This is a genomic window from Streptomyces sp. NRRL WC-3605 (genome assembly GCF_001509795.1).
Classification (GTDB): domain Bacteria; phylum Actinomycetota; class Actinomycetes; order Streptomycetales; family Streptomycetaceae; genus Streptomyces; species Streptomyces viridochromogenes.
The window spans coordinates 1-17013 of the sequence record NZ_LLZN01000074.1 but is presented as its reverse complement, the minus strand read 5'-3'; the positions used below and the strand labels follow the sequence as shown (position 1 = coordinate 17013).

Sequence of the window (17013 nt, the reverse complement as noted above, 5' to 3'; positions counted from 1 at the left end):
CGGGGCGCCCGGGGAGCGCACTGCCGGTCGCGCGTACCCGCAGCGGCGTCGTCGATCACTGCCCTGTACGACGGCCCGTGGCGTCGAACGGTTCATCGGCCGGGCGGGTGCGGTCGGTCGAGACCGAGGTGGTCGCGGACGGGGCCCAGGGTGAGCAGGCCGCTGCCCGCTCCGGCGAGTTCGTCCGCGGCCGGGGCGAGGGCCGTGCGGGCCCGGGTCAGCGCCGGTCCGTCGCCGAGGACCTCGGCCGCGCGGGCGGTGAGGCACCACAGGGCCTCCTGGAGGAGGTCGGGCGGCGGTTCGGGGGTGGCGTGGAGGGCGTCGAGCGCGTCGGCGCGGCGGCCCCGGTCGAGGAGGAGCAGAGGCCGCGCCCAAGGGGCGTAGGGACCCCAGTCGGGGTCGTCGCCGGTGTCCAGGGGCAGGCCGTGCCGCAGCCGCAGGCACAGCAGCGCGAGCGCGGGCAGGCCGTGGGCGAGGCCCGGCATGCCGGCGCCGTCGAGGAGGGCCGCCGCGTCGCGGTAGGCGGCCTCGGCCTCGGCGGGCGGGGCGTGTTCCGCGGCGTCGAGGCGCAGGGCGGCGTACCAGCCGGTGAACACGGCGACGAGCGGGCGTTCGTGCCGGGCGGCCAGGGCTTCGGCGGCGGCCGCGTGCCGGTCGGCGGCGGTGAAGTCGCCGAGGGCGCAGCGGGCCTGGAGGCGGACGAGGTGGCCGAGGATCGCGAAGGAGGACAGGTGGTGCCGCGCGGACAGGGTGACGAGTTCCGCGCCGATGGCGTCCCGGCGGGGTGCCAGCCCGGTCCGGCCGAAGCTCTGCATGAAGACGGCGTTGAGGGCGAAGGCGAGGACGGCGGGGTCGTCCAGCCGGCGGGCGAGCTCCTCGGCCCTGCGGGCGGCCTCGGGTCCGCGCGGGTCGCGGGTGCCGCGGGACTCGAGGGCGACGGTGGCGAGCAGCCGGGCGCGGTCGGCGTCGTGGCCGTTCTCGGGGAGCGCGGCCAGTGTGCGTTCGGCGGCCGCGACGATGTGCCGGGCGCGGTCCGGGTCGTCGAGGCGGGTCCAGATCGCGGGGACGTCGTAGGCGCCGATGATCCGGGCGGTCAGCTCGGGGTCGCCCAGTTCCTCGGCGGCCGTGAGGGCGTCGAGGCGCAGGGCGCGGGCGGCGGGCAGGCCGGTGCCGCCGGTCAGCGCGAGGGTGCGCAGCAGGCCGGCGGTGGAGTCGAGGCGGGCCCGGGCGTCGGGGGCGACGGCGCGGTCGTAGGCGGCGGCGACCTGTTCCCAGACGCGGGCGGCGGGGGTGCCGGAGCGGCTCAGGTGCGGGGACTGGCGGAGGATGTCGGCCTCAAGGGAGCGCAGTGCGGGCCCGGCGTCGACGCCGAGTTCGTCGGCGAGGAGGGTCCGGGCCCTACGCAGCACGTCGAGCGCGTCGGCCTGCCGGCCGGTGCGGTACAGGGCCAGTGCGAGCAGCCGCCAGGCGTTCTCCCGCCAGGGGTGCCCGGCGGTGTGCGCGCGCAGGTCGGCCGCCGCCCGGTCGGCCTGGCCGAGGGCCAGCAGGGACTCGGCGCGCAGTTCGAGGGCGTGCCCGCGCAGTTCGGTGAGCCGGTCGGCCTCGGCGCGGGCCCACGGTTCGTCGGCGAACCCGGCGTAGGCGGGGCCGCGCCACCGGCCCAGCGCCTCGTCCAGGCGCAGGACCGCCTCCTGGGCGGGCAGCGCGGCGGCGTCGGTGACGTCCTGTTCGAAGCGCCGGGCGTCGACGGAGTCCGCGGGGACCCGCAGGGCGTAGCCGGGGCCGTCGGTGACGAGGAGGCGGGCCGGGGCGCGGGGCGGGCGGCCGGGTTCGAGCGCGCGGCGCAGGGCGGCGACGAAGGTGCGCAGGGCGCCGACGGCGTCGTCCGGCGGGTCCGCCCAGAGGTCGTCGACGAGACGGGAGACGGGGACGACGCGGCCGCGGGCGACGATGAGGCGGGCCAGCACGGAGCGGTGCCGGGGGCCTTTCAGCGCGATCGTGTTCCCGTCCGCGTCCCAGGCCGTCACCGGCCCGAGCACCCCGAAGCGGGGGCCCACGTCCGTCATCGCCCTCCTCCGTCGCGGGTCGCGGGCCGGCGGAAACGGCTGGTCCGCGGCGCTTTCCCACGATAGTGCGCGGCCGGCCGGGGGTGGGGCGGGCGCTGCTCATCGCCTGCTCATCGGCGGCCCCGAGGATCGGTGCGTCCCCCCGTTCTCCCGACGCTCCTGGAAGGAGCGAAGCCATGACCGCCATGACTCCCGCCATCCCCGGCTTCGGCCGGCACCGTGTCCCCGTCGCCGACGGGGTGGCGCTGCACGCCGCCGTGGGCGGTTCCGGCCCGGCCGTCGTGCTGCTGCACGGCTTTCCGCAGACGCATCTGATGTGGCGGCACGTGGCCGCCGATCTGGCGGCCGACCACACGGTGATCTGCCCGGACCTGCGGGGCTACGGCGCCAGCGACAAGCCGGCGGAGACCGACGGCTCCGTGTACGCCAAGCGGACCATGGGCGCGGACGTGGTCGAGCTGGCCCGCCGGCTCGGGCACGACCGGTTCGCGCTGGCCGGGCACGACCGGGGGGCTCTGGTGGCGTTCCGTGCCGCGCTGGACCACCCGGAGGCGGTGACGCACCTGGCGTGCCTGGACGTGCTGCCGACCCTGGACATGTGGGACGTGATGCGCGGCGTCGGCGCCGCCGTCGGTTTCCATCTGTATCTGATGGCGCAGCCGCCCGGTCTCCCGGAGCGGATGATCGGCGCGGACCCGGACGCGTTCTTCGGCCACTTCCTCGACCTGTGGACCGCCGGCGCGGAGGCGATCCCGGACGACGTGCGGGCCGCCTACCTGGCGGCCTGCCGGGCCGCCGTGCCGTCGATCGTGGCGGACTACCGCGCCTCGGCGGGCATCGACGTCACGCACGACCGGGCCGACCGGGACGCGGGCCGCACCCTGCGGATGCCGGTCGGCGTGCTGCAGCAGGACTGGGGCGCGGCCCTGGGCCACGACGCTGCCGCACTGTGGCGGTCCTGGGCCCCGGACCTGCGCCACACGACCGTGACCTGCGGTCACTTCATGGCCGAGGAGGCGCCCGGGGAGGTCGTGAAGGCCCTGCGGGACCTGCTCGGGCGCTGAGCGGTCACCAGCGGCCCGGTGACGTGCCGGTGAGAGCCCGCGAGGGTGTGCCGTCCACGCCCACCGGCACGTCACCGGCGAGCATCACCCGGTGCATGACGCGGGGCGCGTCGAGGTGGGCGGTGTCGCCGGGTGCGAGGTGGATGGTGGCCCGGTTGTCCCAGAAGGCGACGCTGCCGGGCTCCCACCGGAAGCGGACGGTGTACTCGGGCCGTACGGCCTGCTCGAGCAGCATCTCCAGGACGGCGCCGCTCTCGGCGCGCGAGAGGCCGTCGATCTGCTCCACGTAGTAGCCGTTGACGTACAGGACCCGCTCCCCCGTCTCCGGGTGCACGCGCACCAGCGGGTGCAGGGAGGCGACCTGGTGGTCCAGGAGGTGCCGGACGTAGGCGTCGTCGCCGGGGCGGGGCTGGTAGCCGACGCCGAGCCGGTGCTCGGCCCGCAGGCCGTCCACGAACCGCCGGACCGGCTCGGACAGTCCCGCGTAGGCGGCGGCCAGGTTGGCCCAGGTGGTGTCGCCGCCGTACGGGGGCACGGTCTCGGCGCGCAGGATCGTCGCGGCGGGCGGGTCGACGCGGGCCCCGTGGTCGCAGTGCCAGCCGCGCAGCAGATGGTGCCGGCGCCGCCGCAGCCATTCGTCGTGCTCCATGCCGAACCGGCCGCCGAGTTCCAGCCGGTCGGCGGTCGTCTCGACCTCGGGGAACCCCTCGGGTGAGGCGCTGCCGCGCCGCCGCAGGACGACGGGCTCGCCGAAGCGGCGTGCGAGCGCGACGTGGGCGGCGTGGTCGAGTCGCTGGTCCCGGAAGAAGACGACCTTCCAGCGCAGCATCGCGGCGCGGATCGCGGACACCTGGCCGTCGTCCAGCTCACCGGCGAGGTCGACGCCGGTGATGTCCGCCCCGATGTGTCCGGCGACCGGCTTCACCTCGATCCCCGTGGCGCGCGTCCCGTCGTCGATGGCCTGCTCCCTGGTCATCAGCACACTCCGTCGGTCGTCCGTCGTCCCGGCCGGGTCCGGTGGCGGCCGGCCGTCGGGATGATCGTGGCAGCGTCCGGCGTCCCTGGCGACAGGGCCTCCGGGAGTCGGCGGCGCAGGGGCGGGGTACCCGGCCGGTTCGGGAAGGAGGCCGGCGTGGCCGAGAGGGACCGGTTGCGGGAGTACCGCGGCAGACGCGACTTCGACCGGACACGGGAACCGCGCGGGCGCGGGGCGTCCGAGGGGCGGGCACCGCGCTTCGTGGTGCAGATCCACGACGCCCGTTCGCTGCACTTCGACTTCCGGCTGCAGGTGGGGGACGTGCTGCGGTCGTGGTCGGTGCCGAAGGGACCGTCGGGGGACCCCAGGGACAAGCGGCTCGCCCTGCCGACGGAGGACCACCCGCTGGAGTACGAGGACTTCGAGGGCGTGATCCCGAAGGGCGAGTACGGGGGCGGCACGGTGATCGTCTGGGACAGCGGGACGTACGAACCACTCAGCCACGACCGCGCGGGGCGGCCCGTCGACTTCGCCGAGTCGCTGGAGCGCGGTCACGCCCGGTTCCGGCTGCGCGGGTCCAAGCTGCACGGCGAGTTCGCCCTCACCCGGCTCCGCCGCGGGCAGGACGACCGGGAGGCGTGGCTGCTGGTCAGGGCGGGGCGGGGCGGGCACGGGCACGGCACACCGGACCCGTACCGGGCGCGGTCGGTCCGTAGCGGCCGCACCCTGGCCCAGGTCGCCGCGGACGGCGGCACGGACTGACGTCGGCGGGTCCGTCTTCCCGGCGTGCCCGCCGGGGGCGCCGTGTCAGGCGCGGCGCAGTGCGGCGAGGGCCCGGTCGGCGTGGGTGTTCATCCGGAGTTCGCTGCGGACGACCTCCAGGACCGTGCGGTCCTGCCCGATGACGAAGGTGACCCGCTTGGTCGGGGCGAGCGAGAAGCCGCGGGTGACGCCGAACCGCTCGCGGATCGCGCCGTCGGCGTCGGACAGCAGCGGCATGCCCAGGGTGTGGCGGGTGGCGAACTCCTGCTGCCGTTCGACGGCGTCGCCGCTGACGCCGACGGGCCAGGCTCCGACGGCGGCGAACTCGGTGGCGAGGTCACGGAAGTGGCAGGCTTCGGCGGTGCAGCCGGCGGTGAGGGCGGCGGGGTAGAAGAACAGCACGACCGGGCCCTCGGCGAGCAGGTCGGTGAGGTGCCGTACGGTGCCGGTCTCGTCCGGCAGCGCGAAGTCCTCGACCTTGTCCCCGACGTCGACGCGCGCGCTCATACGGTTCCTCCCTCGGCCGGCCTGCCGCCGGATGCTACCGGACGGTAGTGCGGGCGGTCGGGGCGCCTCCGCCCTCACGGCACGGGGAGGTCGGGCGGGTGCCGGTGTCCGTCAGCCTTCGCGGCCGCCGGGGACCGCCGGGGCGGCCTCGGTGTCCTCGTCGGCGGAGTGGGCGAGGAAGTCGTCGACCATGCGGTGGAAGAGCGTGGCCAGCCGGCTCAGTTCGGCCGGGGTCCAGTCGGCCAGGGCGACCTGCATGCCGCGCGCGCCGGCCTCCCGGACGCGGGCGACGGCCTGCCGTCCTGCGTCGGTGAGCTCGATCCGCTGGGCCCTGCGGTCCTTGGGGTCGGGGACGCGGGTGACGTGCCCGGACCGCTCCAGCTGCTGTGCGGTGCGGGTGACGTGGGAGGCCTCGACGCCGAGCCGGTGGGCCAGCTCCCCGGGGCGCAGCGGCTCCGTCTCGGCGATCTGCCGCAGCAGCGCCACGGCGGCCCGGTCGAGCGGGACTCCGGCGAGCGCCATGAGCCGCTCGTGCTGCCGGGCCCGCGTGCTCAGGTAGGTGATGCGCGACAGCGCCCGCTCGATCTCGATCACCTCCGGGCTCGCGGGTGCGGCGGAGGGTCGAGGGAGCGGCGGCGTCGACATGGGGAACACTTTACCATCTCATTGCCTAACTCAAGCTTTTCGTGTTCCCCGGGCGGCGGCCGTCGGGGTGACGGGCGCCCGCCACATGCCGACGACGGCGTCGGCGAGGCCCGTCGCGGCGTCGTCCCAGGTCGCCCGGGGTGTGGGGGCGTGCTCGGCGAGGGCGCGCTCGCGCTCCGCCGCCACCTGGACGATCAGGTGTCGGACCATCTGGTCGCGCTCGGCGCGCACCTCGGGCGGGATGCCCGGCAGGCACCGGTCGAGCCCTTCGATGATCGTCCGCAGCGACGGGGAGGTGAGCGCCTCGTCCACCAGGATCCGGTGCAGCGCGGGGTCGGCCAGGACCTGGGCGCAGAACCGCGCGTACCAGGTCGGCCCGCCGAGTGCGGCCAGGTGCTCCGGGACCGGCCGGACCAGGCAGTCCACCCAGCCGCGCAGATCGCCGGGGTCGGTGACGCCGGCGACCAGCCGGGCGCGGATCTCCTCGATGGGCCCGGCGTGACCGCGGACGATGGCGCGGACCAGGTCGGTCTTGGTGCCGAAGTGGTAGCCGACCGCGGTGTTGTTGCCCTGCCCCGCCGCCTCGCCGACCTGCCGGTTGGACACCGCGTGCACCCCGCGCTCGGCGAAGAGCCGCTCGGCCGCGGTCAGGAGCAGCTCCCGGGTCGCGCCGGCCTGTTCCTCGCGCAGCGTCCTGCCTGCCATGATCACCCATCGCACCGGGGCCCTCACGCCACCCGCCGGCGGCCGGCCCCTCGACGCCGCCACGGTTCGCTCTCCACCCTCAATCTAGGGGGTGTCTTGCCGATCGGGCCGGGTCAGCTCGCGGTGCCCGGCGCCGGGAGCCCGGCCTGATCGGCAAGACACCACCTAGGTCGTGGACACGGACGCCGGTGAACCCGGTGGCGGCGGCCACCGCCCTCCGATCAGGGGAAAAGGGCGGCGAGGGCGCGTGAGCGGGGGCCGCGCCGTCGAGTACTGACCCGTGAGCCTGCCCCTGATCCCGCCGATGCTCGCGACGCCCGGCAAGCTGCCGCCGGCCGCGCAGGACGCGCGCTGGGCGTACGAGACCAAGCAGGACGGCCAGCGGGCGGTGCTCTACGCGGAGGGCGACGGGGGCCTGCTGCTGCGCGCCCGCTCCGGCGACGACATCACGGCCGCCTACCCCGAGCTGCGGCCGCTGGGCGAGGCACTGGCCGGCAGGCCCGCCGTGCTCGACGGGGAGATCCTGGCGCTGGACGCCGAGGGGCGCGCCGACTTCCAGCTGCTGCAGTCCCGGATGGGGCTGGCGCACGCGCCGGCGAAGGCGGCCCGGATGGCCGCCCGCACACCCGTCCACCTCGTGCTGTTCGACGTGATGCACCTGGGCGGCCGCCCCCTGCTGGACCTGCCGTACTCCCGGCGGCGCGGGCGGCTGGAGGAGCTGGGGCTCGACGGGCCGTCCTGGTCGACGCCGGCCGCTCTCGTGGGTCACGGCGCCGAGGCGCTGGAGGCCACCCGCGAGCACGGCCTGGAGGGGCTGGTGTGCAAGCGGCTGGACTCGCCCTACGAGCCCGGCGTGCGCTCCCGCTCCTGGATCAAGATCCGCAACATGCTCAGCGAGGACGTGGTCGTCGGCGGCTGGCTGCCCGGCAAAGGGCGACTCACCGGCCTTCCCGGCGCCCTGCTGATGGGCCAGTACGGGCCCGGGCGGACGCTGCGCTACGTGGGCGGTGTGGGCACCGGCTGGAGCGAGGCCGAGCGCGCGGAGCTGGCGGGGCTGCTGCGGGCCGCCGCCACGGAGGACTGCCCGTTCACGCCGAAGCCGCGGGTGGCGGACGCCCGCTGGGTGGTGCCCCGGCTGGTCGGCGAGGTCCGGTACAGCGTCCGGACGAGGTCGGGGATGCTGCGCCAGCCGTCCTGGCTGCGGCTGCGGCCGGACCTGACGCCCGAGGAGTCGTCGGCGTACCTGCCGAACGCCCGCTGACGGCCGCGCCGTTCGTTCCACCACTCTTCACCGTCCGTGGCGTACGGGGCCCTTGGCGCGCGCGGGAAAACCGTGGATGCTGAACTGCCTTTCCCCCCACAGCCGTTGGGCTGCGCCGGACCATGAGGAGACGCAGTGTCGTCACAGACGTTCCGTACGCACCGCAGGAGATGGCTCACCGGTCTTGCCGGTGCCGCCGCGCTCGTCGTCGCCTTCCCCGCGGTGGCCTGGGCCGCCCCTCCCCCGGCGCTGCCCGGCAACGCGGAGGCGGCCGAGCGGGCGTACCAGCCCGCCTTCGACTACGACACCGACGGCTGCTACTCGTCCGCCGCGATCGGCCCGGACGGCACCGTCAACGGCGGCCTCAACCCGACGGGCGCGCTGAACGGCAACTGCCGGGACGCCTCGGACCTGGACAACACCAACGCCTACAGCCGCTACAAGTGCAACAACGGCTGGTGCGCCTATCTGTACGGCCTGTACTTCGAGAAGGACCAGGCGCTGCCCGGCGTCAGTCTCGGCGGGCACCGCCACGACTGGGAGCACGTCGTGGTGTGGGTGCAGGGCGACGCCGTGCGGTACGTCTCGACGTCCAACCACGGCTCGTTCACCGTCCACGCGGCGTCCTCCGTGCGCTTCGAGGGCACGCACGCGAAGGTCGTCTACCACAAGGACGGCGTCAGCACGCACTGCTTCCGGCTGGCGAGCGCGAACGACGAACCGCCGGAGAACCACAAGGGGACGTGGCAGTATCCACCGCTGGTCGGCTGGAACGGCTACCCGCCGGGCGTACGCGACAAGCTGGTCGCGCACGACTTCGGCAGCGCCCACTTCGGGCTGAAGGACGGGAGCTTCACGAGTCATCTGGCGACCGCGAAGCCGTCGGGCATCCCGTTCGACCCGAACGCCTGACGCGTCCGGCCGAACCGCGCCATCGCGTCCGGGCGGTGGCGCGGGAGGGTCTATGGTGGCGGCATGTCCGTGCCTGAACTGATCCGTGTCGTGTCCCGTGACTCACCCATGGCGCTCGCCCAAGTGGAGCGCGTCCGTGCCGAGTTGGCGGCACAGCACCCGGGTGTGCGCACCGAGGTCGTGCCCGTGCGGACGACCGGTGACAAATGGCTGGGCGACCTGTCCCAGGTGGAGGGCAAGGGCGCGTTCACGAAGGAGGTGGACGCGGCCCTGCTGGCCGGCGAGGCGGACCTCGCCGTGCACTGCCTGAAGGACATCCCGGCCGACCGGCCGCTGCCCGCGGGCACCACGTTCGCCGCGTTCCTCCAGCGGGACGACATCCGCGACGCGCTGATCCACCCCGGCGGGCTGACCCTGGACGAGCTGCCGGCCGGCACCCGGATCGGCACCTCGTCGGTGCGCCGCGTCGCCCAGCTGGCGGCCACGCACCCGCACCTGGAGTGCGTGCCGTTCCGCGGGAACGCCAACCGCCGGCTGGAGAAGCTGGCGGCCGGCGACGCGGACGCCCTGCTGCTGGCGGTGGCCGGCCTGGAGCGCATCGGCCGGACCGATGTGATCAGCGAGGTCCTCTCCCCCGAGACGATGATGCCGCCCATCGGCGCGGGCGTCCTCGCCCTCCAGTGCCGCGAAGGCGACAGCGATCTGATCGACGCCGTCAGTGGTCTCGGCGACCCGGACACGTACCGGGAGGCGACCGCGGAGCGCATGCTGCTGCACGTGCTGCAGGGCCACTGCAACAGCCCGATCGCGGGCTACGCGCGCGTGGATCGAGGCGGCGAGCTGTCCCTGCGCGCCTGTGTCTTCACCCCCGACGGCAAGATCCGGCTGAACGCGCACGAGTGGGCCGGGCGGCTGGACCCGGCGACGCTGGGCACCTCGGTGGCGGTGGCGCTGCTGCGGCAGGGCGCCCGCGAGATCATCGACGGCATCCCGCACTGACGCGGGTGGAGGGGCACCGCGTCAGGCGGTGCCCTCCTCGGCCTGCTCCCGCAGGAAGTCGCTGACCTGGAGCGCGAGGCCGTCCCGCAGGGTGCCGGCGTGCGGGCCGACGGGCTCCTGCAGGCCCAGGCCGCCGGTCCACAGGCGGCGGTCGGCCCACTCCTCCTCGACCCGCAGCTGGATCTGCACGTCGACCTGGCTCAGGCTGTCCTCGGTGCCCGCGGCGTACAGGACGGCGGTGACGCGGCGCAGCGGATAGACGTCGAAGCCCTCGATGAACTGCGAGTTCCTCCAGTCGATGAAGGCGGCCTCGCCGTCGCGGCCGATCCGCACGTCGATCTGGCCGTCCTCCAGGTGGATGCCGAAATGCCGCTCACCGCGGTTCTCGACGGTGACGCGCAGCCGGAAGTACGTCAGGCCCTCGGCGGCGTCGTCGCGTCCGCGCGGGGGCTCGGCGGGTTCCAGACCGTGGACGCGGACACGCAGACCGGCATGCTCGTCGTACTCGTGCCAGTCCCCGACCACGTGCGGCTCGTACACAATCCACCTCTCGTCCTGGGCCTGCTTCCTATCTTCGTGCTCAGTGCACTGTCAAATGAGCGGAATGCGCTGTGGCCAGCCCGTTCGCACCCTTGATCACCGATCAAGCCGTGGGCAGGAACAATCGGTCCAGGCCCCGGCCCGGCTCGTCGACCACCGTGCCGTACATCACGTTCCCAGCCAAGATCATCGGGTTTGTCGGCCGCACGGGACACACCGTCACCTGATACCGACATGTAGTGCTATTCACGAAATGCGTTTCACATGCCGTTCGAGCGGGAAGGAGGTGTTATGTGCTTCGGACAGGAGGCACGTCCGTGGGAGCCGGTCAGGCCCCTGGGTGTTTCTCCTCAGGTCCGAGTCCGCGCTCCCCACGGTGTCTGTCCCGTCAGCACCTTGCTGAGGAGGTGCGCTCGGATGAGTGCCCCCACCAGAACGAAGCAGCATCCCCACGACGACGCCCCGGACACCGCCCGCGCCTTCGAGCGCCTGGTGACCCTCCCCGACGGACCGGAGCGCAAGGCGCTCAAGGACGAGCTGATCCGGTCGTGGCTGCCCATGGCCGAGCGGATCGCGGTCCGGTTCAAGGGCCGCGGCGAGTCGCTGGAGGACCTGTACCAGGTGGCCGCCCTGGGCCTGGTCAAGGCCGTCGAGCACTACGACCCCGCCCGTGGGCACGCCTTCGAGGCGTACGCCGTACCCACCATCACCGGTGAGATCAAGCGGCACTTCCGCGACCACATGTGGACCCTGCACGTGCCCCGCCGGGTCCAGGACCTGCGCAACCGGGTCCGCAACGCCGGCAAGGAGCTCGCGCAGACCACGCCGGGCCGCGAGCCCACCCTCGCCGAGATCGCCGCCCACGCCCACCTCACCGAGCAGGAGGTGCGCACCGGTATGGAGGCCCTGGAGTGCTTCTCCGCGCTGTCGCTGGAGGCGGAGATGCCCGGCACGGACGGGTACGCGCTGGGGGACGCCATCGGCGGCCCCGACCCGGGCTTCGAGGTGGTCGTGGACCGTGTCTCCGTCGAGCCGTGTCTGCGGCGGCTGCCGGAGCGCGAGCGGACCATCCTGTACCTGCGCTTCTTCGGCGGCATGACCCAGAGCCGGATAGCGCAGCAGCTGGGCATCTCGCAGATGCACGTCTCGCGGCTGCTCAGCGGCTGCTTCGCGCAGCTGCGCGAGGAACTGCTGGCCGAGGAGCAGACGTCGGCGTCCGCTCAGTAGCTCAGTCCTGACCGGACTCCGGGATCTGCGTCGGGCCGTGGCGCTCCAGCGCCTCCTGCAGCTCGACGCGGATCCCGGCGGGCATCTCGCCCTCCCTGCCCCACCGGATGATCAGCTCCGCGACCTCGCGCAGCTTGATGTTGGTGTGCTGCGAGACGTCCTTCAGCACCGCCCACCCCTGGTCGGGCGCGACCCGGCCCAGCGCGACGACCATGCCGATGGCCTGGTCGACGACGGCGTGCGCGCCCACCGCGTGCCGGAGCTGGTCGACCTCCGCCTCCAGCTCGGCGATACGGGCGCTGTCGTCGGGGTCCTCGTTCGGGTGGGGCGTCACCGCTCCATCCTCTCCGTCGCGCCGGGCCCGCGCCAGTGAGTACCGGCGGTTCGCGGCACTCGTTTCGGCGCCACGCCGGGGGTACTCGACAGGCTGCGGAGCGGTTCCGGTTGGACACTGTGACGAGGACCGGTTCCCGTCGGCCGAGCGAGATCCAGGACGCGACACATGAACGAAGCGAGAACCCCCCGGAGCACGGCCGAGGTCGTGTCCACACACTCCGTGTTCGGCGCGCCCTGCTGGGTGAGCCTGACCAGTCGTGGTCTGGAGGCGGCGCAGGACTTCTACTCGGCGGTGCTCGGCTGGCGCTGGCGGCCGGCCACGCTCGGGGACCGCTTCCGGGTGGCGCTGGCCGACGACGTGCCGGTGGCGGGCATCGCCGCGGTCGCCTCGATGTGGCAGATGGCCGTCGCCTGGACGCCGTACTTCGCGGTCCGCAGCGCGGACCAGGCCGTGGCGCGGGTCGCGGAGCGCGGGGGCACGGCGGCCGTGGGGCCGCTCTCGCTGCCGCCGGGGCGCGCGGCCCTGCTCGCGGACCGGGACGGCGCCACCTTCGGCGTGTGGGAGGGCGAGCTGATCTCCAACTGGGAGACCTGGCGCCGCGCCGCGCCGACCTTCATCCGGCTGCACACCCGCGACGCCTTCGACGCCGCCATGTTCTACGGCGAGGTGCTCGACTGGGCGAACCAGCTGCCGGGCTGCTGCGAGGTCCACTACGAGGGCGGCGAGGTCGTGCTGCGCAGCGGCGGCGACGTGGTCGCCCGGATCGAGTCGGGGGCCCTGGAGGCCGCGCCCGACCCGACGATCCGGCCGCACTGGCAGGTGCACTTCGCGGTGTCCGACGCCCCGCGCTGCGCGCGGGCCGCCGAGCTGAACGGCGGCAGCGTGCTGTCGCTGGGCCCCGAGGAGGCGGTGCTGCGCGACCCCGACGGCGCCCAGTTCACCGTGACCTCGCGCCGCGGCCGGTAGGCCCGGCCGCGGCGTGAGGCGCTGCGGCCAGTCAGTCCTCGGCCGAGGTCGAGGTCGAGGTGCGGGACTGCCGGGAGAGCAGCACCAGGCTGCGGCGTTCGACCAGGAGGGCCGTGCCGGCCTTGTGCTCGGTCTCGTCCGGCGGGCCCTGCGACTCGGCCGTGTCGATCAGCGTCGTCCAGCGTTCGCCGTAGCCGGCGGACGGCAGCTGGAACTCGACGGGTTCCCAGTAGCTGTTGAGCAGCAGGAGGAAGGAGTCGTCGACGACGGGCCGGCCGCACCAGTCGGGTTCGGCGATCGCGTCGCCGTTGAGGAAGGCCGCCACGGCGCGGGCGTCGGGGCTCTGCCAGTCGTCGTCGTCCATCTCCCGGCCGTCCGGTGAGAACCACACCAGGTCGGGCAGCGGCTGGTCGGGACGGGTGGCCGTCTCCCCCTTGAAGAAGCGGCGCCGGCGCAGGACGGGGTGAGCAGCGCGCAGCCCGATGACGTATCGGGTGAAGTCGGCGAGCGCGCGCTGCTCGTCGGTGAGACGCCAGTCGATCCAGGAGATCTCGTTGTCCTGGCAGTAGGCGTTGTTGTTGCCCCGCTGGGTGCGGCCGAGTTCGTCGCCGTGGCAGAGCATGGGGATGCCCTGCGACAGCAGCAGTGTGGCGAGGAAGTTGCGCTGCTGCCGGGCCCGCAGCCGGAGCACGGCCGGGTCGTCGGTCTCGCCCTCGGCGCCGCAGTTCCAGGACCGGTTGTGGCTCTCGCCGTCCCCGTTGTCCTCGCCGTTGGCCTCGTTGTGCTTGTCGTTGTAGGAGACGAGGTCGCGCAGGGTGAACCCGTCGTGCGCGGTGACGAAGTTGACGCTGGCGCGCGGGCGGCGCCTGCTGTGCGCGTACAGGTCGGAGCTGCCGGTGAGCCGGGAGGCGAACTCGCCGAGCGTGCCGGGCTCGCCTCGCCAGAAGTCCCGTACGGCGTCCCGGTACTTGCCGTTCCACTCCGACCACAGCGGCGGGAAGTTGCCGACCTGGTAGCCGCCCTCGCCGACGTCCCACGGCTCGGCGATCAGCTTGACCCTGCTGATCACGGGGTCCTGCTGGATCAGGTCGAAGAACGCCGAGAGCCGGTCCACCTCGTGGAACTGCCGGGCCAGGGTGGCCGCGAGGTCGAAGCGGAAGCCGTCGACGTGCATCTCGGTGACCCAGTAGCGCAGCGAGTCCATGATGAGCTGCAGCACGTAGGGGTGGCGCATCAGCAGGCTGTTGCCGGTGCCGGTGGTGTCGTAGTAGTGGGCCCAGTCGCCGTCGACCAGGCGGTAGTACGAGGCGTTGTCGATGCCCCGGAACGACAGCGTGGGGCCGCGCTCGTTGCCCTCGGCGGTGTGGTTGTAGACCACGTCGAGGATGACTTCGAGGCCGGCCTCGTGCAGCGCCTTCACCATCGCCTTGAACTCGGTGACCTGTTCGCCGCGGGTGCCGCGGGCGGCGTAGGCGTTGTGCGGGGCGAAGAAGCCGATGGTGTTGTAGCCCCAGTAGTTGGACAGGCCGCGGTCGAGGAGCACGCCGTCCTGGACGTACTGGTGGACCGGCATCAGCTCGACGGCGGTGACCCCGAGGGACGTCAGGTGCTCGACGATCGCGGGGTGCGCCAGTCCGGCGTAGGTGCCGCGCAGTTCGGGCGGGACGCCGGGGTGGGTGCGGGTGAGCCCGCGGACGTGCGCCTCGTAGATCACGGTGTCGGCGTACGGCCGTCTGGGAGGCCGGTCCTCGCCCCAGTCGAAGTGTGGGTCGGTCACCACGCCGAGCATGGTGTGCCCGGCGCTGTCCGCCTCGGAGGGGCCGCCCGCGGTGCGTTCGAAGAGGGAGGCGTGGTTGTCCACCTGCCCGTCGACGGCCCGGCTGTACGGGTCGAGCAGCAGCTTGGACGCGTTGCAGCGGTGACCGAGGCCGGGGTCCCAGGGGCCGTGCACCCGGTAGCCGTAGCGCTGCCCCGGGCCGACGCCCGGCACGTAGCCGTGCCAGACGAAGCCGTCGACCTCGGTCAGCGGGACGACGGTGTGCCGGCCCTCGTCGTCGACGAGGACCAGTTCGACGCGTTCGGCGACCTCGCTGAACAGGGCGAAGTTGGTGCCCTGTCCGTCGTGGGAGGCGCCCAGCGGGTAGGGGTGCCCGCTCCAGGCGGACACCCCTGTGCTCAGGTCCTTGCGGCGCTTGCGTGCCGTCACCGGGCCTCCTCCAGGACGCCGTCCCGGACCCCCGCCGCATCGGCCAGGGCCGTGACGGGCGTCGCCCGCGGCACGCGCAGCGCCTCGCGCAGGCTGGGCGCGGGTGCGATCGGCACGAGCGGGGCGCGTTCGCCGGCGCGGGCCCGCTGGGAGAACCAGATGACCTTGCTGCCGGTCTCGGTGGCGCAGCAGCCCCAGCCGTCGCTCATCGCGGCGAGGTGGCGGAGGCAGGCGCGCAGTTCGTGATCCGGGCGCAGGGCCCGGTCGTTGTCACCGATGGCGGTGATGAGGTGCTGGCCGTTCCACCACATCTCGATCGAGGTGTTCTTGTCCTTCGCGTGCTCGTCGATGGCCCGCAGCAGCATCTCGGTGCCGTGGCGGACGGGTTCGACGAGCGTCTCCAGGTCCCAGTGCCTGAGGTGAGCGGCCAGAATTCGGCTGACCTGGCCGACCCGTTCAGGGCTGACTTCCACATCGAGGTGGTAGTAGCAGGGCACTGCGGTCTTCACCGTCGTTACCTCCTCACCGCGAAAGCTCCCGCTCTCCTCGTCCCCGCGGGACGGGCCCCGATCGCGGAGCGTGAGCGCTGATCGCCTCTGAGTCACTACAGCGTGTGGTCTGTACGCCATTCGTGCAACACGAGCGAACGGGTGAGGCAGTAGTTGAAGATCCAACAGGACGCTGCGTCGTCGGCCGTGCACCATGTGTGAAGACCTCGATGCCCGCAACGGAACCCGTGTGCGCCGCCCGCGCGCACGGGTTCCGCCCGACGGTCGGGAGACGCGCCATCGAGCCCGGAAGTGGAAGGTGAGCGGGGCCATGCTGCTACCGGCCAAAGCCGAAGTCGCCCGCCTGCTGCGGCGGTACCGGGCCTGGGAGCGCGCCATGCTGGCCGCCCCGGCCGACCGGACGGTGCGTGCCACCTTCGAGGACACCGGTTACACCCTCTGCGTCCTGATGGGGAAGCGTTGCGCTCGCGAAGCCGCTGACGCGGCCGAGCAGTATCTGCGCGCCACCCCGTCGGCCTACGGGTCGGAGCAGGTTGAACGGCCGAAGACGGCCAGCGTCACAGCCGGGCAGGGCCGGCCGAGGACGCGTCGGCGTTTCCACGCGGGAAGGTAGCCGCCTTCCGGCAGAGTTCGGATCCCCGGCCGGGCCACGTGCCCGGCCTCGAGCACGGTGGAGGTGAACCATGGGCAGGACCAGGAGCAGGGCCGGTGCCGGCGCCGGGGCCGTGGGCCGCATCCCGGTACGGGACGTTCGGCCGGCCGTGGAGCGCGGCAGGCATCCGGCGAAGGCGGTCGTCGGGGAGACCTTCGAGATCACCGCCACCGTGTTCCGGGAGGGCCATGACGCCGTGGCCGCCAACGTCGTGCTGACCGATCCGAAGGGCCGCCCGGGTCCCTGGACGCCGATGCACGAACTCACGCCGGGCAGCGACCGCTGGGGCGCCAAGGTGACCCCCTCGGCGGAGGGGTCCTGGACGTTCCACGTGGAGGCCTGGAGCGACCCGGTGGCCACCTGGCGGCACACCGCCCGCATCAAGGTTCCGGCCGGCATCGACGTCGGGCTGGTGCTGGAGGAGGGCGGCGAGCTGTACGAGCGCGCCGCCGCCGGGGTGCCCGACGCGTCGGAGCGGTCGGCGCTGCTCGCCGCCGCCGAGGCTCTGCGGGACGACTCGCTGCCGCCGGTGTCCCGGCTGTCGGCGGCCTTCGCGGCCAACGTGGACGCGGTGCTGGGGCGGTATCCGGTGCGGGATCTGGTGACGGCGTCGGAGCCGTTGCCGCTGCTGGTGGAGCGTGAACGGGCCCTGTACGGGGCCTGGTACGAGTTCTTCCCG

The 17013-nt window shown here is 73.7% G+C and carries 18 protein-coding genes; 9 read left to right on the top strand and 9 right to left on the bottom strand.

Going from position 1 to position 17013, the window contains the following annotated elements:
* Positions 1-92: 92 nt before the first annotated feature.
* Complete coding sequence (locus ADL34_RS25075) at positions 93-2066, bottom strand: AfsR/SARP family transcriptional regulator (RefSeq protein ID WP_062671790.1); 1974 nt, start codon at positions 2064-2066, stop codon at positions 93-95.
* Positions 2067-2251: 185 nt separating this feature from the next.
* Here ADL34_RS25075 and ADL34_RS25070 point away from each other — a divergent pair, with 185 nt between their 5' ends.
* Positions 2252-3130, top strand: coding sequence for an alpha/beta fold hydrolase (locus ADL34_RS25070; protein ID WP_062671801.1), 879 nt, complete (start codon positions 2252-2254; stop codon positions 3128-3130).
* Between the two features lie 4 nt (positions 3131-3134).
* On the opposite strand, the gene ADL34_RS25065 is transcribed toward ADL34_RS25070, so the two are convergent.
* The gene (locus ADL34_RS25065; RefSeq protein ID WP_062671788.1) at positions 3135-4106 is read right to left on the bottom strand and encodes a TauD/TfdA dioxygenase family protein; all 972 of its coding nucleotides are present in this window, start codon (positions 4104-4106) and stop codon (positions 3135-3137) included.
* Between the two features lie 156 nt (positions 4107-4262).
* On the opposite strand from ADL34_RS25065, the gene ADL34_RS25060 reads away from it, so the two are divergent.
* Positions 4263-4868, top strand: a complete 606-nt coding sequence (locus ADL34_RS25060) for a DNA polymerase ligase N-terminal domain-containing protein (protein ID WP_062671787.1) — start codon at positions 4263-4265, stop codon at positions 4866-4868.
* Positions 4869-4913: 45 nt separating this feature from the next.
* Here ADL34_RS25060 and ADL34_RS25055 read toward each other — a convergent pair whose 3' ends face one another.
* From ADL34_RS25055 to ADL34_RS25045, 3 genes are all read right to left on the bottom strand, one after another.
* On the bottom strand, positions 4914-5375 hold the full coding sequence (locus ADL34_RS25055) for a peroxiredoxin (RefSeq protein ID WP_062671785.1): 462 nt from the start codon (positions 5373-5375) through the stop codon (positions 4914-4916).
* 111 nt (positions 5376-5486) lie between these two features.
* Positions 5487-6020, bottom strand: a complete 534-nt coding sequence (locus ADL34_RS25050) for a MarR family winged helix-turn-helix transcriptional regulator (RefSeq protein ID WP_062671783.1) — start codon at positions 6018-6020, stop codon at positions 5487-5489.
* A 30-nt stretch (positions 6021-6050) separates the two neighbouring features.
* A complete protein-coding gene (locus ADL34_RS25045) occupies positions 6051-6725 on the bottom strand; it encodes a TetR/AcrR family transcriptional regulator (RefSeq protein WP_062671800.1) in 675 nt (224 codons plus the stop codon).
* A 280-nt stretch (positions 6726-7005) separates the two neighbouring features.
* Here ADL34_RS25045 and ligD point away from each other — a divergent pair, with 280 nt between their 5' ends.
* From ligD to hemC, 3 genes are all read left to right on the top strand, one after another.
* Positions 7006-7986: a non-homologous end-joining DNA ligase gene (ligD, locus tag ADL34_RS25040; protein ID WP_062671781.1), complete on the top strand. Its 981-nt coding sequence runs from the start codon at positions 7006-7008 to the stop codon at positions 7984-7986.
* A gap of 135 nt (positions 7987-8121) precedes the next feature.
* Positions 8122-8898 carry an NPP1 family protein gene (locus ADL34_RS25035; protein WP_062671778.1) on the top strand — a complete coding sequence of 259 codons (777 nt, stop codon included), beginning with the start codon at positions 8122-8124 and terminating at the stop codon, positions 8896-8898.
* A gap of 63 nt (positions 8899-8961) precedes the next feature.
* The gene (gene hemC / locus ADL34_RS25030; protein WP_062671776.1) at positions 8962-9897 is read left to right on the top strand and encodes a hydroxymethylbilane synthase; all 936 of its coding nucleotides are present in this window, start codon (positions 8962-8964) and stop codon (positions 9895-9897) included.
* Positions 9898-9918: 21 nt separating this feature from the next.
* Here the strand turns inward: hemC and ADL34_RS25025 are convergent, their stop codons facing one another.
* Positions 9919-10437, bottom strand: a complete 519-nt coding sequence (locus ADL34_RS25025; RefSeq protein WP_062671774.1) for a hypothetical protein — start codon at positions 10435-10437, stop codon at positions 9919-9921.
* Positions 10438-10854: 417 nt separating this feature from the next.
* Between ADL34_RS25025 and ADL34_RS25020 the strand changes: the two genes are divergently transcribed.
* On the top strand, positions 10855-11664 hold the full coding sequence (locus ADL34_RS25020; protein WP_062671772.1) for a SigB/SigF/SigG family RNA polymerase sigma factor: 810 nt from the start codon (positions 10855-10857) through the stop codon (positions 11662-11664).
* Between the two features lies 1 nt (position 11665).
* On the opposite strand, the gene ADL34_RS25015 is transcribed toward ADL34_RS25020, so the two are convergent.
* Positions 11666-11998 carry an ANTAR domain-containing protein gene (locus ADL34_RS25015; RefSeq protein ID WP_062671770.1) on the bottom strand — a complete coding sequence of 111 codons (333 nt, stop codon included), beginning with the start codon at positions 11996-11998 and terminating at the stop codon, positions 11666-11668.
* Positions 11999-12166: 168 nt separating this feature from the next.
* On the opposite strand from ADL34_RS25015, the gene ADL34_RS25010 reads away from it, so the two are divergent.
* Positions 12167-12967, top strand: coding sequence for a VOC family protein (locus tag ADL34_RS25010; RefSeq protein WP_062671768.1), 801 nt, complete (start codon positions 12167-12169; stop codon positions 12965-12967).
* A gap of 31 nt (positions 12968-12998) precedes the next feature.
* Here the strand turns inward: ADL34_RS25010 and glgX are convergent, their stop codons facing one another.
* Positions 12999-15173, bottom strand: coding sequence for a glycogen debranching protein GlgX (glgX, locus tag ADL34_RS25005; RefSeq protein WP_199835631.1), 2175 nt, complete (start codon positions 15171-15173; stop codon positions 12999-13001).
* Positions 15170-15682 (bottom strand): hypothetical protein, encoded by a 513-nt coding sequence (locus tag ADL34_RS25000; protein ID WP_062671766.1) that lies wholly within the window; start codon positions 15680-15682, stop codon positions 15170-15172. Before ADL34_RS25000 ends, glgX begins: the two co-directional genes overlap by 4 nt.
* Positions 15683-15992: 310 nt before the next feature.
* Here ADL34_RS25000 and ADL34_RS24995 point away from each other — a divergent pair, with 310 nt between their 5' ends.
* Both ADL34_RS24995 and ADL34_RS24990 read left to right on the top strand, forming a co-directional pair.
* Positions 15993-16295: a DUF5133 domain-containing protein gene (locus ADL34_RS24995; protein WP_062671798.1), complete on the top strand. Its 303-nt coding sequence runs from the start codon at positions 15993-15995 to the stop codon at positions 16293-16295.
* Between the two features lie 70 nt (positions 16296-16365).
* A partial coding sequence (locus ADL34_RS24990; RefSeq protein ID WP_159038975.1) for a maltotransferase domain-containing protein occupies positions 16366-17013 on the top strand: 648 nt, incomplete at its 3' end.

Bases quoted from the DNA above. Each gene is read 5' to 3' on its own strand.
- ADL34_RS25075 (WP_062671790.1), bottom strand. From the start codon at position 2,066: ATGACGGACGTGGGCCCCCGCTTCGGGGTGCTCGGGCCGGTGACGGCC.
- ADL34_RS25070 (WP_062671801.1), top strand. From the start codon at position 2,252: ATGACTCCCGCCATCCCCGGCTTCGGCCGGCACCGTGTCCCCGTCGCC.
- ADL34_RS25065 (WP_062671788.1), bottom strand. From the start codon at position 4,106: ATGACCAGGGAGCAGGCCATCGACGACGGGACGCGCGCCACGGGGATC.
- ADL34_RS25055 (WP_062671785.1), bottom strand. From the start codon at position 5,375: ATGAGCGCGCGCGTCGACGTCGGGGACAAGGTCGAGGACTTCGCGCTG.
- ADL34_RS25050 (WP_062671783.1), bottom strand. From the start codon at position 6,020: ATGTCGACGCCGCCGCTCCCTCGACCCTCCGCCGCACCCGCGAGCCCG.
- ADL34_RS25045 (WP_062671800.1), bottom strand. From the start codon at position 6,725: ATGGCAGGCAGGACGCTGCGCGAGGAACAGGCCGGCGCGACCCGGGAG.
- hemC (WP_062671776.1), top strand. From the start codon at position 8,962: ATGTCCGTGCCTGAACTGATCCGTGTCGTGTCCCGTGACTCACCCATG.
- ADL34_RS25020 (WP_062671772.1), top strand. From the start codon at position 10,855: ATGAGTGCCCCCACCAGAACGAAGCAGCATCCCCACGACGACGCCCCG.
- ADL34_RS25010 (WP_062671768.1), top strand. From the start codon at position 12,167: ATGAACGAAGCGAGAACCCCCCGGAGCACGGCCGAGGTCGTGTCCACA.
- ADL34_RS24995 (WP_062671798.1), top strand. From the start codon at position 15,993: ATGCTGCTACCGGCCAAAGCCGAAGTCGCCCGCCTGCTGCGGCGGTAC.